We start from the raw sequence: 18,477 nt of genomic DNA, 5'->3' as shown, positions 1-18,477 counted from the left end.
TTGTTTGACCTAACAGAGAGCAATTAATAATGAAATTAGATATCGATAAGGTTGCATTACCCGACTTAAAAGACTCCGTTTTTATAGAACAGTATCTGATCCCAGAAAAGCCTCTGATAATCAGTCAGGTCAATACATTTGATACAAATATATTAACGCCTAATTATGTTTTAGAACATTTCACTGATGAAACAAAAAGAGAAGCGGGTTGGTTTGATGCCGATTTAGTCGACAATGGAACAATCCAAATTCCAACTATAGTAAAAATGATTTTGGCCAGAGAGGATATGTCGGTGCGACAATCTCCAATGCGATTGTTTATGCAGCCACAAGGTCATGTTACCTTGCCTCATTATGATGGGAATAGTTTACACGGGCTCAATCAGCAGGTACTTGGTAAAAAGCACTGGATTATCACGTCTCCGAATACTCCCTTACCCAGTATTCCTTTCATGTTTGCTGGGTTAGTTGGAAAAGATTTCACCTACAACCCGGATAAATTTGACTTCTACGAATTTGACACTTTACCCGGTGACATATTGTTTTTGCCCAGATATTGGTATCATGAGGTACACTCTATGGAACCCATTAACTTAAATTTAAATTGGGTTTTTACTCCCACAACACCTAACTTAAATAGTATATTAGGTCGGAGGGAAGTTGAAATAGTAAAATTGAGAAATACAATGCCTTTGGTAAACTCAGCATTCTTTCCAGATAAGTTTTCCAATTATGGCGGACAAGGAAAGGAATTAATTGATGCATACAGTAAAGATGTTTCAAATTGGAAAATGTTAAGAAGATTGTTTCAAGAATTGGCTGGCTATCCCAAATTATTAATTTTGGCGAAGCAAATAAAGCAACGAGCTGCTGAGTTTTCTAAAAACAATTTTAATGTTAAGTAAAATTTATCATATTTTTTAAAATAACATTGTTAGTCTAAAGCAAAGAAAGTTTACAAATTAATGTTTTGAAACATGGATTGGAACTGAATCAAATGCTAAAAGGAGATATTTGGTGAGTAAAAGAATTTTAATTTGTTGCCTGTTAGGCGCATTAATATCCATTTCGAGTTGTTCACAAAAAACAATACAAGAGCGACTGCAGGAAGCAAGCCTGTTGCAACAAAATGGGGAAATCGATAAAGCAATTATTGAACTTAAAAATGCCCTTATTGATGCACCGAAAAGTAAAGAAGCCCGATTTAACTTAGGTAATCTTTATTTTATCTCAGGCCAATTTGCTAATGCTGAAAAAGAATTACGTAAAGCAGAAGAACTAGGTGAAGAAAATGACAATTTAGGTCCTTTATTAGCCAAATCGATGTATTACCAAGATGATTTTGACAGGGTTTATTTATTTACAAAAGCGTTCCAAAGTGAAGAAAGTAAAGTACAAAGTCAGATTGAACTATTTCGATATTTATCAGCGTTAAAAAGTGGGATACAGGATGAAACCGCGCTTCAATTCCCTTCTAATCTGATAGGTGATGATTATGTAATTGCTCAAGCTTATCAAGCACTTTTTCTAGGGAAGCTGTCAGAAGCTGCTGAATATTTAGACAAATTTACTGATCCATCTAACGAAGCGATTGAAAAATTACTGCTTGCAGGATTCATTAATGTTCAGTTAGGTTTGAATGAAGCTGCCGTTGAACATTACACCAAGATAATGGACATGCTGCCTAACTATTATTTTGTCAGATTTCAGTTGGCAGACCTTTTAGTAAAAGTAAATCAACTCGATAAAGCCCAAAAACATGTGGATTTTTTATTAGATATTAATTCTGATAGCGCTTACGCTAATTTACTCCAAGCTAAAATATACTTTAAAAAAGAAAACTTTCCGCAAGCGCTAGTATATGCGGAAAAAGCTAACCCAAGGGGTATTGGAAGTATAGAAGCCAGCTTCATAGGTGGCGTATCAGCCTTTAAACTGCGTAAACCAGAAACCGCATATTCTTATCTTTCTCAAATTTCAGACAAGTTTCCTCCAACACATATAGTTAATCGAATTTTTGCTGAAGTACGTCTTCAACTCGGATACACAGATGAAGTGCTTGAACAATTAAAAACGCTTGAAGTTTCTGACGAAGAAAATACTAAGTTACTAAGCGCCGTTGCCATTAAAAAGTTTCAAGAAGGTGATTTAGTCAATGCGGCCAAGTATTTTGCTCAGGTGAATGCATTAGACAACAAGAATGCACAGAACCAACTAAAAGAAGGTTTAGTGAAGTTGAGTTCGAATGATACCAGTGGGATTGAAAATTTAGAGAATGCTGTGAAATTCGATGACAGTATTAATGAAGCTTGGATGTTACTTATTGAATCTAACTTGCGAGACAATAAACCAATAGAAGCGCTTAAAATAGCTAAAGAGTGGCAAGAAATTGATAAAGTTCGTGGACTCTCTATTGAAGGTTATATCTATCTTAAAACAGATAAAAATGATAAGGCTCGAAATATATTTAATAGTGTTTTAGAACTCGAGCCGCTGCATTTGAGTACATCAAGATTTCTAATGTTATTGAACGCAAAAGAGGAGAAATTTACAGAAGCAATTAATATTGCCAAACCACTAATTGCTAATAACCCAAGCAATTTCAATTTAATGATTGACTTAATAAACTTTGGCATCGCCATAGACGATTTGAAATCAGTGGAAAACTTCTTCAACAAAACTATTGAGGAAAATAAAGAAGAAATTGCACCAGTTTCAGCTTTAGGCTTATTGTATGCTTGGCAGGGCGAACCAACTAAAGGTATTGAACTTGTAACGAAAAACATAGATCGTGCAGACTCCAACATGCTCAAGGTTTTAGGTGATATTTATTTAAAAGAAGGCCAATTTACTAAAGCCATTTCTACTTTTTTAATATCGACCAGTAAATTCCCAATTGACTCACAAGCGTGGTTTAGATTGATATCAGCTTACGAACTCAATAAAGAAATAGCACTTGCTAGTGATACGGCTCTCAAAGCATCTAATTTATTTCCAAATGATCCTAGATTCACAGCTTTATATGGCAATTTTTTACTTGAAATGGGTCGTATTTCCGAAGCAAAGATACAATTAGAATCCGTCAATCAGTACCGAAATAGACTTGTCGGTTTTCCACTCTTTGAAGGTAAGTTAGCATTATATCAAAACGACTTTAAAAAGGCCGTCTCAATATTATCCCCCCACTATGATGAATACCCAACTTTCGAAAATGCCAAATTCCTTGCTTATGCTTTGCAGGGTGTCAACAAATCTGACGAGGGTATCAAAATATTAGAGCTTGAATTGCAAAAACTGGGAAGAGCTTTTGTTGAACTTCATACTGTAGCTGAATACGCTACGGCAAACAAAATGTATGATAAAGCAGCAAAATATTACGAAATGTTTCTCGAAAAGAATCCACAGCATTTTATTACCCTAAATAACTATGCGTTGGTTGAACTCCAAAGGGAAAATATAGATAGTGCCGAAAAATTAGCAACAGAGGCCATAAACTTAAAGCCAAAGTCACATTTTGCTTTAGATACCTATGGCTGGGTTCTGTTCAAAAAAGGATTATTCGCTGAAGCACTCACTTTTATAAGTAAAGCAAATGAAGAACAACCTCAAAACATTGAAATTAAGCTTCATTTAGTAGAAGTACTGATCGCAAATGGAAATATTAACAAAGCAAAAAATATGCTCAGTGAAATAAAAGTCTTGAAGGAATCAGATAAAGTAACATTAGCAAGACTGAATAAATTATTGGTTAATGTTTAGCATCACCATACAGTAATACTAACTTAAAATTATTACGTTTTAGTCATGTTATTTTTGCTAAGGAAAATGTGTCATTATATCTGTTAACCATTACACATATCAGGAAAATGCCGAATTTAAGGATAAGTGGATTAACCTTACCAAGAAATCCAGTCCCAATTTTTTTATTTCATGGCACTGGATTTCTGCTTGGATAGAAACGTTACCTGAGCCTCCAATTGTTTTAGAAGCGAATGACAAGAATGAGACTGTAGGTTTAGCTATGTTCTCAACTAAACACTATAATCTGTTCCCTGGCTGCAAAATCAAGCAGTTGTGGCTGCATCGATATGGCTGTGAATCAATTGACCAAGTTTGGATTGAGCATAATGACTTTTTGGTAGATGCCCAGTCGTCGTCAATGATTCGAAATGCCATGATAAACTATCTAGTTGGTAACAACTTAGAATGGCACGAAATATTTGTTGGTTTGTCTAAGGTCCCAATTTTATCTGCTTTTCATGAACAATTAGCTAGTAGTCGAACTGAAATTGAATCTCCGAGTTTTACCGTCAATTTAACCGGCAAGTATTCGGTCGACAGTTACCTTGCGGATCTTTCTAAAAACTCCCGTAGCCAAATTTTGCGGTCAAAGAGACTACTGGAAAATCAGGGACAACTGGAGTTAAAGCAGGCCAATGATATCAAAGAAAAACAACATTTTTTAAGTGAAATTGCGGAAATACACATAGATAAATGGAGTAATACAAGGTTTGGCAGTGGATTTAACAATCCTGTATTCAACAAATTTCATAGAAAAATTATACTGGAAGACGAATCTCAAAAATATTCTAAATTATACGGCTTGTTTTTAAATAATGAAGCATTGGGATATATATACATTTTAGCCGAGGAAACAAGTTGGAATTTCTATTTATCTGCGATTAAACCACACAGCGATAATCGAATTAAAGTAGGTTTAGTCATCCATACATTAGTCATAGAAGAGGCCATTGCCAGTGGAGCTCTCCAATATCGGTTCTTAGCTGGTGATGCTAGATATAAGAAATCTCTCAGTAACACCGAGGAGTATCTTCAAAAGTTAGTGTGTTTTTATAAACCCACTTTATCTTTGAAGCTTAGGGAGGGTTTAAGATACATCAAAAATTACTTGAATATAAACACAGAAAAGAAAATTGAATGACAAGCCCTTCATCTCAAAACACGAACAATGTAAATCTGATAAACCTCATTGTGTCAGATGGACTAACAAGGTCATCACTTTGCTCTTTTGCTGTTCCCTTGCCAAAAGAAAGAGTCATTTGTTTAAGTCAACTATCTCTGCTCGAAAATGATAAAGCAATCAGTTGTAATGCTAAAATCACATCAAGATGGCAAGATGACAGTATCAAATGGGTTACCTTTGATTTTTTTTGTAACGTAGATAATGCGGAATATTCATTACAGCTTAGTGATGTTAAAAGGCTTAAAAATAAAGCCCAATCAGAAATCTCCTGTCAGACAGACCAAGACAACATAGAAATAGTAATCGATGAACTTTGTTTTAAATTATTGCTTGATACGGCAAGGTTTACCCTGCATCAAAAAAATCGTAAAAACGAGACTATTGAGGGTTATTTACAGCTCTTTGATCAAAGCCAAGTAGCCCAGTCCTTTGATATAACCAGCCATAAATTGGAATCTTTTATAGATTTATTTGACGGCTCAGTGCAAAAAGTCGAATTGATATTAGAGCTATGTGGAGTGACAGCGCAAACATCACACATCAAGAACACGCTTTACTTTACTTTCTATAATCAACAGAACACAGTTAGTATTGAACACACCCTGCATAATTCCAAAGCAGCAACTCACACAAATGGGCATTGGGACTTAGGCGATAAAGGTTCGATACTCTTTGACTCTGCAAACATATGTTTAGAGTTCAATTCAATCAAGGTATTGCAACTACAATCTCAGGTTAAGGGACAGTGGCACGAAACAATTCAAAACCAATTTACTTTATTCCAAGCCAGTAGTGGTGGGAAAAACTGGCTTAGCCCTGTCCATGTAAATAGTAGCGGGCAGATACCGTTTTCAAAAAAAGGAGCATTATTAGATTTTCACAATCAGGTCGAAATAGAGATTTTAAGAGCAACACCCACTGTTTATATTAATGATATTGTGTTGTTTACGTTTGAGAAATTCTGGCAGAACTTCCCCAAAGCCCTTGTTCAAAAAGGAAATAGTTTTATTTGCTCACTATTTCCAACAATTGAAAATTCACCACATGAACTTCAAGGTGGAGAGAGTAAAACCCACAAAATGTGGCTTTCTTTAGGTAAAAGTAAAACAAATTTGGATTGGGTCCATAAGCGGATTTATCTAATCCCTCCAGCCACATGGACGCAACAAGTTTTATTAAATACACCCTATGTTTTAAACCAAGGAAAGGGTCTGTTTGATGACTTATTTGAGATTGGAATAAGCGGAAAGGAAAGCTTTTTTAACAAACGTGAAAAACTCGATGAATTTGGTTGGAGAAATTTTGGTGATATCTACGCAGACCATGAAACGGCAGGATACAATAGCCGTGACACCTTTGTTTCTCATTATAATAATCAATATGATCCTATTTTAGGATTTTTAAGACAGTATTTATCTACTCAAGACAAACGTTGGTTTGAACTTGCTGATGACTTAGCAAGACATGTAAAGAATATTGACATCTATCAAACCACAGAAGATAAAGCTGAATATAACGGTGGTTTATTTTGGCATACCGATCATTATCTGCAGGCTTATACTTCTAGTCATCGCTCGTATTCTAAACATCAAACCGCCAATGCATATCAAGATCATGCTGGTGGTGGTGGACCTGGTGGTCAGCACTGTTATACCAGCGGAATGGCACTGCACTATTTTATTGCCGGAGAAGAGACATCCAAGCAGGCAGTCTTGACCTTAACTAATTGGATAACTCATGTTTATGAAGGCTCTGGTACCTGCCTAGAATTGTTACTAGCCCTTAAAAATCGTAATTTATTAGGTATTAAAAATCATTTTACTGGCCAGTATCCACTCGACAGAGGTACTGCAAATTATATTATTGCCTTATTAGATAGTTTCGAACTAACCAATGAGCACCATTATTTGCTCAAAGCAGAACATGTCATTATCAACACTGTTCATCCCAATGAAGACATCAAGCAGCGCAAGCTTACCGATGTTGAAACTACGTGGTTTTATACGGTGTTTTTACAAGCAGTAGTGCGTTATTTATCTGTCAAAGAAACGCGCAACGAAATGGATGACAATTTTTATTATTGTCGAGATTGTTTAATTAACTTTGCTGACTGGATGGCAGACAACGAATACATGTATCTCGATAAGCCCGACATTTTGGAATATCCGAATGATACATGGACGGCCCAGGACTTAAGAAAAGCTAATGTCCTTGCTGCAGCTTATTACTATGCGCCGGACAAAAAACAAGATTACTTAACAAAAGCTATATATTTTGAAAATGAAGTAGCACACAGGCTAAATAGTTCGCTAACCAAAACTTACACCCGAATTTTAGTGCTAGTCTTACAAAATTGTGGAATGGTTGATTTTTATAAAAACCGTAAACAGGTTATATTTGAGCAGGCCTGCAGACAGGATTGGCCGAGACCAAATTATGAAAGTCGCAACCTAGTTATCAGTATTATAAAATCCTTTAGTCAACGTTTGTTAAAACTTTCAATAAAAAATGAAATTAATTGGCTCAAGAAGCGATTAAAATAACTGGGGATACACTTTTTAATGCAACTGTCTTTTATAATTCCCCACAAGGGTAGATTCGAAATGTTGATTGAAACAATTGAATCTATTATTAATCAGCAAACGTCAGACCATAGCTTTGAAGTCATAGTGGTGAGCCAAACTGACGAGATAAAAGATTGCATATTAACGACGTCTGACAAACTCGAGCTAAAGGTATTCACTCGTCCAGTTGAAGATACAATTTCCAGCTCTAGGAACTTTGGCGTAGAGCAGGCCCAAGGAGACTACTTAGCCTTCTTAGATGCTGACATTTATTTGTCATCAAATTGGGTTGAGCAGATGTTTTCAGCGCTTCTCGGTTCACCTGAGCGAATCATAGTAAGTGCAATGCAGGTATGTAACGCCGATGCTCCGGCGCTTGAACAAATCCGTACGAGTTTAAGCAATGTAGAAATAGACCAAGATGTGGCGTTTTTACCGGGTCGGAACTTGTTTATGAGCAAGGCTTCATTTAAAAAAATTGGTGGTTTTCCTGAACACTTAGTGACTTGTGAGGATTACTACTTTACCGATCAAGCTGCCAAATTAGGTAAGCTCTATTATACTTCGTTAGCGAATTATCGACACATTGGCGAAGACAAAGAGTTTAGTGCTATGTTCAAAAAAGAAATATGGCGCGGACAATCTAATATTCAATCCTTAGCGGGAAGAAAGATACCACTGCGAGAACTACCCAGCTTTTTTGTACCTCCAGCAATTTTATTCCTTCTAGTCGCATCTGTCTTCTGCTTGCTCAGTGGTTGGCCAGAGTTAGCTATGGTCTCATTAGTATTCGCCATGCTGCCAGTTGTTGTTTACAGTTCACGCTTGTTTATTTTGGCACAATCTAAAGTACAATTAATTCCTATATTATGGTTTTATATGGTGTATTTTCCTGCTAGAGCAATAGGAACGTTTGCCGGCCTTTTTAAAACCATTAAAGTAAAATAGAACAAGGAAGCATGACGTGACGCGTCCAATTAAAGTATTACAATTTATTTGCCCCACAGGTTTCTATGGCGCTGAACGTTGGGTTTTGGCCCTGGCTAAGCATTTAGATCCACAAAAAGTAGACTGCGAATTAGCAGTCACGATGGAGCCTAGCCAGAAAAAGCTTGAATTAGTGAGTGAATATAACAAACTTGGTTTAGCTTCCCATATTGTGCCAATGCAAAATAAATTCGATTTATCTGCAGTAAGTAAACTTGCCGCTTTAATCAAAGCTAACAATATCGACATTATCCATACCCATGGTTACAAATCTGACATCATCGGCGTATTAGCGGCTCGAAAAGCAGGCATAAAGTCTGTGGTTACTCCCCATGGCTTCGAAAATGCAAAAGATATCAAATTGCGTGTTTTCATTTGGTTAGGCTGCCAAGCTATGAAATACGGCACCAAAGTTGTGCCTCTGTCACAGCAATTGCTGAGTGACGTATTAAGAATGGGCGTAAATAAAAATAAAACCTTATATATTCAAAATGGCGTGGATTTATCCGAAGTAGAGGCCACCATTGCGCCTGTTCGCCCCCAAGACGGCGAAAAAAGAATTGGTTTCGTTGGGCAAATGATCAGCCGTAAAAATATTGTTGATATACTCGATGTTTTTGAATCACTGCATCAAAAACACCCTAATACACGTTTATTGCTGTTGGGTGACGGTGACTCCCGTCAAGAGTTAGAGAGCTACAGTCAAAACTTAAAAAGTAAAAATAATATAGAATTTCTTGGCTTTCGTGATGACCGCCTAGCCTTACTTAAATCCTTTGACTTGTTTGTCATGACCTCAACCTTAGAAGGTATTCCTCGCTGTCTTATGGAAGCGACCGCAGCCAGTATTCCAGTAGCTGCCTATAACATTGCTGGTATTGATCAATTAATTAGCCATCAGGAAACCGGATTACTTGCCACATTGGGCGATAAAGAGACTCTGTTAACATATTGGGAAGAGCTGTTATTTGATACCGAACATGCAACCAAATTAGCCGCGGCTGCAAAAGACTATGTTTATCAGCATTATTCAGCCAATCGCATGGCCGCAGAATATACTGAGTTATTTTCAGAGTTAGTAGGACTGGATTAATGAATAAGCACAAGGATGACAAGCCCACTATTCTATTTATTCTTTCTGTTGATACTGAAGAAGAATGGGATTGGTCAGGCCCTTTCCCTCAAAAACAAGCACAAGTGCAAAACATAGACCGCTTGCCAGATTTCCATAAACTGTGCACTGGCTTAGGGATCAAACCGACTTATTTCGTCGATTATGCAGTAGTCAATTCAACTAGCGCTAGTGCCAAAATGTTGGAGTTTTGTTTGTCGGCTGATTGTGAGATTGGTGCTCACTTGCACCCATGGTGTAATCCCCCCTATTTTGGCGAAGTAGGAGAAGCAGAATCCCACGTGATCAACTTGCCCATAGCTCAAGTTGAACAAAAATTAGACAGCTTAGTGGCAAAAATTCAGAGTAGCTTAAATGTCCAGCCTAGTTCCTTCAGAACGGGGCGCTGGGGTATTGACAGCAAGGTGATGAAATTATTAGTCAAGTACGGTTTTAATGTTGACTCCAGCGTATATCCTTTTTATCAAAATGAATTTTTCACTTGTCTAGGGGCTCCCCAACTACCCTATTGGCCTGACTTAAATGATCCACTTAAAGCATCAGAACAGCGTCAAATTTTTGAATTACCGGTTACCGTAGGCTTTAATCGAGATAACTTTGAATTTTGCAATGCCATACACCAAGCCTGTTCGTTGCCACCATTGAGTTTAACCCGATTTAATGGCTTCGCTTGGCATACCAAATTGTTACGCAAGAACTATTTGTGCCCAGAACTTTCAGCCGTTGAGGATATGATAGCCCTGTGCGACAAGGTCATCGCTAAAGGCTATCCGGTACTGCATATGTACATGCATAGCTCAAGTCTACTTGATAATCAGAATAGTTTGTTAGGCAATAAGAATGCGTTTTCCTTTATTACACAGGCAGTCTCTGAGGTCACCAAGCATTTGACAGAACACTATAATATCGAGTTTTGTACCATTTCAGAAGCAGCTCAAAAACTCAATAAATCATCGGAAGCACTGCGCTAAATGTCTATATCAATTGTAATTGCCATCGACCAAGTTGCCTGGGATGACTATGTTTCTCGTCATCCACAAGGCTCGCCTTATCATAAATATGCTTGGCTGCAGTCAGTTGAAGAGGCCTATCAACATCAAAATATTGGCTTAATAGCCACTCATGATACTAAAATCGTGGGTGTTTTACCCTGCGTTGCTATGTCTCGACCATTTGCCAAAACCAAGTTTTGCGCCTTACCCTTTTGCGATATTGGTCACGCCATTGCTGATAATCAAGACATTGTTAGTGCCCTGCAAGACCATGCCCTGAATCTATTGGCAAAGCAAAAAGGTCAAGTGTTCGAATATCGTGATACTGAGTTAACCATCACAGAACAGCAAATAGCCTCGCAAAAAGTAAGAATGCTGATGGCCTTACCTGATTCTTCTGCCGCTTTATTTGATGGATTTAAGTCTAAGTTGCGCAGCCAAATCCGTAAATCTGAAAAAAATGGTTTAAGCTGCACCATTAATAACAATCAGCAGGCAATCGATAATTTTTATCTTATCTTTGCTAAGAATATGCGTAAATTAGGCTCTCCTGTGCACAGCAAGGCTTGGTTCGAAAGCTTATTTAAACATTACAAAGACGATATTTTCCTCGGCGTGGTATATAAACAATCCACCCCTATTGGCGCTGGCATTATTATTAGCAACAATCATAAATTCGCCATTCCGTGGGCTTCTACAGATGCAGATTTTAACTATCTTGCGCCAAATATGATGCTCTATTGGTCTTTACTCAAGCATGCCTGTGACGTGGGAGGCAGCGAGTTTGATTTCGGTCGTTCGACTTTTGGAGAAGGTACCTATAAATTCAAGCAGCAATGGGGAGCACAACCCGTTCATTTAGTGTGGTCTGACTTAGCCAGTCAAACCTCAGAACAAAATGCTGCCGTGGTCGAGAAGAGCCAATTAAGAGCATTAGTTGAAACAGTATGGTCTCGTTTACCTTTAGGTTTAACAACAACCCTGGGACCACAACTAAGAAAATATATCAGCTTGTAATAATCGACATCAAAGCACACTAGCCTAGTCGACCAACTAAATTTTTTGGAGATAAACATCAATGTGTGGAATTGCTGGGTTTACGCACTTTTCAGGTAACATGGGTAACCTAGACACCCTTAAACGTATGGGTGAAAGTATCATCCACCGTGGGCCCGATGCAGGTAAAGAGTATCTTGATGAGCATGTCGGATTAGCCCACAGACGATTAGCCATAATTGATTTATCCGAACTTGGTGTGCAACCCATGACCTCAGTTGATGGGCGTTATATCATCGCTTTTAATGGTGAAATTTATAATTTTCAGCAGCATCGACAAATCTTAGTCGACGAAGGCTACGTGTTTAGATCCCATTCAGATACTGAAGTCATATTGGCCCTGTATGCTCGCGACGGGATTAAAATGCTCGATAAACTGAATGGCATGTTTGCCTTTGCCTTGTGGGACACCCAAAACAAAAAATTACTTATTGCTAGAGACCGCTTGGGTAAAAAGCCACTTTACTATTTGCATACAGACAAGCAGTTTGCCTTCGCCTCAGAAATAAAAGCAATTTTAACCTTGCCTAATGTACCAAAAGATATTCGCATAGACGCAGTACATGATTTTTTTGCTTATCAATATGTTCCAGACCCAAAAACAATTTTTACCAATATCCACAAATTACCCCCAGCCCACTATATGTGGGTAAGTGCCGATGGTATAGAAATACAACAATATTGGGATGTAAGTTTTAAAAATACCAGTCTTGAAAATGAAGCGACATTAACCACACAGTTACTTGATTTGGCGACCCAACGCACCAAAGATCGCATGGTCAGTGACGTACCTTTGGGCGCATTTTTAAGCGGTGGCATTGATTCAAGCGGTGTTGTAGCCATGATGGCATTGAATAGTAAAACGCCGGTTAAAACTTGCTCTATTGGTTTTGATGACAAAAAATTCAACGAAACTGAATTTGCCCGTGAAGTAGCCGAAAAATACCACACAGAGCACCATGAATTTATGGTGCATCAAAATGTGGCTGAAAATTTAGAGCATATCGTCAGTTATTTTGACGAACCTTTTGCAGATCCTTCATTAGTGCCCACATTTTTTGTCTCTGAGTTAGCGCGTGCGCAGGTAACGGTAGCCATAGCAGGTGATGGTGGCGATGAAGTATTTGCTGGTTACGAAAAATACACCACCGATGATATTGAAAATAAACTACGCCAGAAGTTTCCAAAATTGATTCGCAAGTCTGTGTTTCCGCCACTAGCAAACCTTTTTGCTAAAAGTGAGATGACAGTATTTCGCAAGGCAAAATCATTACTCAACAGTCTGAGCCTCGAACCAGCGATGGGATTTTATATCACGAATGCGCAAATCGAAGACCGCCTATGGCAGCGTTTAGCCACAAGTGACACACTACAGAAGTTAGCCGGCTATCATCCAGCACAGTTAACCTTAGACGCATATAACAAGGCTGATGGTCCCGACCATCTCGCTAAAATTTTGTATACCGATTTGAAGACCTATCTGCCTGGCGGTATTTTAGTCAAAGTAGACCGCATGAGCATGGCAAACTCTTTAGAAGTCAGAGCGCCCTTACTAGATAAAGACATCGTCGAATTTGCCGCTACCCTGCCCTCAAACATGAAATTCAAAAACGGCGAAAAGAAACACATACTAAAAGAGGCCTTTAAGCCTCTACTACCGGATGGCATTCTGTATCGTAAAAAAATGGGCTTTTCTGTGCCCCTCGCGTCTTGGTTTAGGCACGAAATTAAGGACTTAGCCCACGATTACTTGTTTACCAAAAGCCAAGGTATTCAACAGTTTTTTGATATGCAGGTTGTGCAAGACTTATGGCAACAACATCAGTCACAAAAAGCCGATCATGCCACCGTACTGTGGAGCATGTTGATGTTTCAAATGTGGTGGTTTCGCTATATGCAAACAGGTAGTGAAGGCGAACAAGCTCAATGAAGAAACAAGCTAAAATTTCGGTCATGCACATCACTTATGATATGCGCATCGGTGGCACCGAAATGGTCATTAAAAGTATCATTGAAGGTTCTGACCATAGCTTGCTAGAAATGAGTATTTTTTGTATCGAATCGCCTTTGGGTCCTTTTGCCGCTGAGTTACTCGACGCTGGTATTAAAATAGTTAAACATGCTAGAAAACCAGGCTTTGACTTGAGTCTGATAAAAGCTATCAGACAACATATTAAGCAACATAAGATTGATATCGTGCACTGTCATCAGTATACCCCTTATATTTATGGGGTATTTGCCGCTATGCTGACGTCAACAAAAGTTATTTTTACTGAACATGGGCGTTTTTATCCTGATTCTGGTACTTGGAAACGTAAATTAATTAATCCGATACTGCACCGTCTTACCGCAGCTACAACTTCCATTTCAGCCGCGACTAAAGATGCTTTAGTTATATTTGAAAACTTACCGCGTGAAGGTATAGAAGTGGTTTATAATGGTACTGCCGCCTTACATTATGACGATAATAAAATCAGCCAGTTAAAAAAATACTATAACATTACCGAGCAACAACTTTGTTTAGGCACCATTGCTAGGTTAGATCCAATCAAAAATCATAGAATGATGTTAGAGAGTTTCAAAATTGTATTAGAGTCAGGCATCGATGCAAAATTACTCATAGTCGGAGATGGCGAAGAACGCGTCAATATTGAAAATACGATAATTACTCTGGGCCTGAAAAACAACGTCATCTTAACTGGTTATGAACCAAAACCGCAAAATTTGCTCGCTATGATGGACATTTATTTACTATCATCCTTAAGTGAAGGAACTTCGATAACTTTATTGGAAGCAATGTCTATCGGTAAACCCTGTATAGTTACTCATGCAGGCGGTAATCCAGAAATCATAGATAACAATGTGGTCGGTTTAGTTACTCCCAACGATGATGCACTGGCCTTCGCTGAAGCAATCATCAGCTTAAGTAGTGACCGGAACTTAATGGCTCAGTTTGGAGTTGAAGCTAAAAAGCGCTTCAATAACTGTTTTAGTTTACAAAAAATGAATCAGGCTTACCAAAAATTGTATATTGCCTCCAATAATAATTTGGATAATTGAATGATTTCTTATTTTAAAAAACTAGCTAGTTACATCTTTATTAAATTTCTAGAGCAAGACAATATTTCAAAGGTGCTACAACATGCTATTAGAAAAGGTGCACTAAATTTACCTAAGATAAACAATGATCTATCTCCCTATGCTACAACGAGTGCTCAAAAGAGAGGAGATAGCGCAAATGAAAACGCTATTTTTATTTCAAGCCGCTTTCGCAGTGGTTCAACTCTATTGTGGAATTTGTTTCGACAGTCAGGTGTCTGTACTTCATTTTATGAACCTTTTAATGAACGACAATGGTTTAATCGAGAACTTCGTGGTGTTGAGGTTGATAATAGCCATCGTGGTGTAGATGACTATTGGTCTGAATACGACAATCTAGCTCACTTAAATGATTTGTATGATGAAGAGTGGATCCGTTCTGATTTATTAATGACCGAACAGAGTTGGCTGCCAAAAATGAAAGCGTACATAGAGAGCTTAATCTCCGCAGCCCCATTACGTCCAGTGTTACAATTTAATCGGATTGATTTCCGTCTTCCTTGGATAAAACATAATTTTCCTGATGCACAAATAATACATCTATATAGGAATCCTAGAGATCAATGGTGTTCGTTTTTACTTGACCAAAAGAAAATGAATAAAGACGATGTACAAGACACCTATGTTGATGGCTTTTATCTTGATATTTGGTGTAACGACTTAGCGCGCTATTACCCAATTCTCGATATGAAACATACTCCACATCCTTATCAGCGATTTTATTATTTGTGGAAACTCAGCTATTTACATGGACTTAAATATAGTAACTATAGTTTGAGTTTTGAAGAACTAACTGAAGATCCCAAAAAACACATATCCATTCTGCTTAACAAGTTAAATATTCAAAATGTAAACGTAGAGAAACTTAGTTCTATTATTCAGGCTCCAAAATCAAACCGTTGGAAAGGCTATGCAGATGATAGTTGGTTTAAACAACATGAAAATATTTGTGAAGAAAACTTAACGTTAATGTTGGGTAAAATAAGCCCAACGAGGGAAGAATAGTGCGTAAAACTTTGTTACTAAGTGAAATTTTCCCCCCGGTCAAAGGCGGCAGTGGACGTTGGTTTTGGGAGGTATATACTCGTCTTCCGGCAGAAAATATTGTTGTAGCGGCTGGACAAACAGAATCAGCCTATAATTTTGATACTACAAGTCCTTTAAAAACTTACAGATTGCCCTTAAGTTCACATAGCTGGGGCTTAAAAAGTAAAAGTGGCTTACTTTACTATTGGCGGGTTTATCGCGAAGTTAGGCGTTTAATCAAAAATGAAAAAATAGAAATTTTACATTGCGGACGATGTTTACCAGAAGGATTTATTGGATACTTAATTAAAAAGCTCCACGGTATTCCCTATATTTGTTACATACATGGCGAAGATGTTGAAACAGCAGCAACAAGCAGAGAATTGACTTGGATTGTTAACAAAGCACTGAATGGGGCAACTAAATTAATATGTAACAGTCAAAACAGCGCCAGAATACTTTTGGACAAATGGGATTCTCCCCCTTCGAAAACTTTTGTAATCAATCCCGGCGTCGATGCTCTGCAATTCAGTCCAGCAACGCCCGATGAAAATATCAAAGCGACGCTAAATTGGGAAAATCGAAATGTAATTTTGACAGTAGGTCGCTTACAAGAGCGAAAAGGCCATGACATGCTCATGAAAGCACTGCCCGCCATTGTTGATAAATTTCCTTTAACACTTTACGCAATTATTGGAAATGGCGAACAGAAAGAACACTTGAAGAAGCTAGTTGAAACCTTAAGCATGGAAAAGCATGTAATGTTTATGGATGAGATAAACGATCAACAAATGATCCAATGTTATCAACAGTGTGATGTTTTTGTTTTGCCAAACAGAACCGTTGACAATGATATTGAAGGATTTGGGATTGTCTTAGTCGAGGCACAAGCCTGTGGCAAGCCTGTCATTGCGGGTAACTCTGGAGGAACATCCGAAACGATGAAAATTAATGAAAGTGGGTTTATTGTTGACTGTAATACTCCAAATGAACTAGTCAAAAAAATAAGCTACTTGTTTTCCTACCCCGACAAAGCCAATGAAATGGGAAAATTAGGAAGAGCGCATGTTGAAAGTACTTTAGATTGGAAGCAATTAATAATATTAATAAAACAGCATTTTAACTAGTATTTATAGTTGGCACTTAAATAAAAAATGGCTTCCCCTTCCGCTAGTCTAATAAATAGCTCCGCTCTGTCTATATTGATAACGTTTTCACAGCGTTTAATTGGTGTTGTCAGTTTACTAATATTAGCAAGATTATTATCACCCGGTGATTTCGCAATTGCAGCTCTGGTTTCTATTTTTATATACTTTTTCGATGTTCTGTCCAATTTTGGAAGTGAACAGTACATTATTCAAAAACAAAAGCTAGCCGACACAGACCTTAATACTGCTTGGTCGTTAGATATTTTAATAAAAACTAGTCTTTTTATATTGTTAATCATAACAACTCCCCTTATCGCAAATTTTTACGATAAATTTGAGCTCATGTATGCATTAATAGCTGCCTCATTTGTATTACCGATCAACTCCCTTAGAAATCCCGCACTTTTTAAGTTAAAGAGAGAGTTAAATTACAACGGAATATTCTGGCTTTCATTGATTCAAAAAGTAAGCTCGTTTTTGACCGTGGTTTTATTAGCCTTTTTATATGAAAATTATTGGGCAATTATTATTGCAGATTTAGTTGCAAGTGCAGTTTTTACTATTGGCTCTTATTTAATTATCAAGTACGTCCCCCATTTTTCAATTGCTGAAATTAAGCATCAATGGAGTTTTTCTAAATGGATGATTCCAAAAAGTATAGTGGGTTATCTTCGCTCACAAATAGATACTTTTACTGTTTCTTTATTGTATTCTCAAACTGTTTTAGGCCAATACTATATTGCTAGAAATGTAGCACTTTTACCCAGCCATAACTTACTTGCCCCAGCGATTGAGCCATTATTGGCTGTACTAAAAAACTATCGTTATTTTCCAGAAAAAATGGCATCTCACGTTCGTTTGAGTTTATATATTGTGGGAATGATAGTGGCGCCACTGACGGTATTTATTTATCAATATCCCTCTTTATTAATAGAAACGTTTTTAGGTGTAAAATGGAACCAAACCGCACCAATTTTAGGTAATTTGGCAATTTTGGCATTCTATTTTCCATTTCTTTTAATTCTTGAGCAGTACTTACTCGCGGCCAATAAATTAAAACAAGCTTTTTACTTTGATATAGTCAGTTTAGTTATCATTGCCGTTGGACTATTAATGGCTAGAAATAGTCAAATAGAGAGTTTTGCTCTTGTTAGAGGATTACTTGGATGTTTCGTTACTTTTGCCTTGCTCATCTATGTCAATAAATTCATTAAATTGAAAGTAATTGTTGTAGTAATACTCACAACCCTTTGTTGTTTAATTGCATTAGGCATATCCAATCTACTAAATATATATTTGCCTTTAGATGATATACCTACAATCCTTAAATTTTTTATCACTGGTAGTGTGTATGTAACTTGTTATATTGGCATAATGTCAGGTTTAATTTTTGGACTTTCGTTCATATCGGCAGAGTTTGCTTATATAAAAAAAGTCATTTCGGACACTTTGAGTAAAACATTGATAAACAAGCTGAAACGCTAATTTG

At 37.4% G+C, this 18,477-nt stretch carries 13 protein-coding genes; all 13 read left to right on the top strand.

Annotation, left to right across the window (positions count from 1 at the left end; genetic code table 11):
- The first annotated feature begins 29 nt into the window (after window positions 1-29).
- The 13 genes from ABKW31_RS01695 to ABKW31_RS01635 all read left to right on the top strand — a co-directional run bounded on the left by ABKW31_RS01695 (window position 30) and on the right by ABKW31_RS01635 (window position 18,473).
- Window positions 30-905: a cupin-like domain-containing protein gene (locus ABKW31_RS01695; RefSeq protein ID WP_348614441.1), complete on the top strand. Its 876-nt coding sequence runs from the start codon at window positions 30-32 to the stop codon at window positions 903-905.
- A 112-nt stretch (window positions 906-1,017) separates the two neighbouring features.
- On the top strand, window positions 1,018-3,759 hold the full coding sequence (gene prsT, locus ABKW31_RS01690; RefSeq protein WP_348614440.1) for an XrtA/PEP-CTERM system TPR-repeat protein PrsT: 2,742 nt from the start codon (window positions 1,018-1,020) through the stop codon (window positions 3,757-3,759).
- A 262-nt stretch (window positions 3,760-4,021) separates the two neighbouring features.
- Window positions 4,022-4,942 carry a GNAT family N-acetyltransferase gene (locus tag ABKW31_RS01685; RefSeq protein WP_348614439.1) on the top strand — a complete coding sequence of 307 codons (921 nt, stop codon included), beginning with the start codon at window positions 4,022-4,024 and terminating at the stop codon, window positions 4,940-4,942.
- Complete coding sequence (locus tag ABKW31_RS01680) at window positions 4,939-7,527, top strand: hypothetical protein (protein ID WP_348614438.1); 2,589 nt, start codon at window positions 4,939-4,941, stop codon at window positions 7,525-7,527. Before ABKW31_RS01685 ends, ABKW31_RS01680 begins: the two co-directional genes overlap by 4 nt.
- A gap of 18 nt (window positions 7,528-7,545) precedes the next feature.
- Window positions 7,546-8,496 (top strand): glycosyltransferase family A protein, encoded by a 951-nt coding sequence (locus ABKW31_RS01675; RefSeq protein ID WP_348614437.1) that lies wholly within the window; start codon window positions 7,546-7,548, stop codon window positions 8,494-8,496.
- Window positions 8,497-8,512: 16 nt separating this feature from the next.
- Window positions 8,513-9,628: a glycosyltransferase gene (locus ABKW31_RS01670; RefSeq protein ID WP_348614436.1), complete on the top strand. Its 1,116-nt coding sequence runs from the start codon at window positions 8,513-8,515 to the stop codon at window positions 9,626-9,628.
- Window positions 9,628-10,638, top strand: a complete 1,011-nt coding sequence (locus ABKW31_RS01665; protein WP_348614435.1) for a polysaccharide deacetylase family protein — start codon at window positions 9,628-9,630, stop codon at window positions 10,636-10,638. The genes ABKW31_RS01670 and ABKW31_RS01665 overlap by 1 nt, the downstream gene beginning before the upstream one ends.
- Window positions 10,639-11,676: a FemAB family XrtA/PEP-CTERM system-associated protein gene (locus ABKW31_RS01660; RefSeq protein ID WP_348614434.1), complete on the top strand. Its 1,038-nt coding sequence runs from the start codon at window positions 10,639-10,641 to the stop codon at window positions 11,674-11,676.
- Window positions 11,677-11,737: 61 nt separating this feature from the next.
- Window positions 11,738-13,645, top strand: coding sequence for an asparagine synthase (glutamine-hydrolyzing) (gene asnB / locus ABKW31_RS01655; protein WP_348614433.1), 1,908 nt, complete (start codon window positions 11,738-11,740; stop codon window positions 13,643-13,645).
- Entirely contained in the window at window positions 13,642-14,775 is a 1,134-nt protein-coding gene (locus ABKW31_RS01650) for a glycosyltransferase (RefSeq protein WP_348614432.1), read from the top strand. The genes asnB and ABKW31_RS01650 overlap by 4 nt, the downstream gene beginning before the upstream one ends.
- A complete protein-coding gene (locus ABKW31_RS01645) occupies window positions 14,776-15,819 on the top strand; it encodes a sulfotransferase (protein ID WP_348614430.1) in 1,044 nt (347 codons plus the stop codon).
- Window positions 15,819-16,967 (top strand): glycosyltransferase family 4 protein, encoded by a 1,149-nt coding sequence (locus tag ABKW31_RS01640; RefSeq protein ID WP_348614429.1) that lies wholly within the window; start codon window positions 15,819-15,821, stop codon window positions 16,965-16,967. The genes ABKW31_RS01645 and ABKW31_RS01640 overlap by 1 nt, the downstream gene beginning before the upstream one ends.
- Before the next feature lie 27 nt (window positions 16,968-16,994).
- Window positions 16,995-18,473, top strand: a complete 1,479-nt coding sequence (locus tag ABKW31_RS01635; RefSeq protein WP_348614428.1) for an oligosaccharide flippase family protein — start codon at window positions 16,995-16,997, stop codon at window positions 18,471-18,473.
- Window positions 18,474-18,477 lie beyond the last annotated feature (4 nt).

The sequence above is a fragment of the Paraglaciecola sp. 25GB23A genome (assembly GCF_040012495.1).
GTDB lineage: Bacteria > Pseudomonadota > Gammaproteobacteria > Enterobacterales > Alteromonadaceae > Paraglaciecola.
The sequence above is the reverse complement of the archived record's forward strand: the minus strand, read 5'-3'. Positions and strand labels throughout refer to the sequence as shown.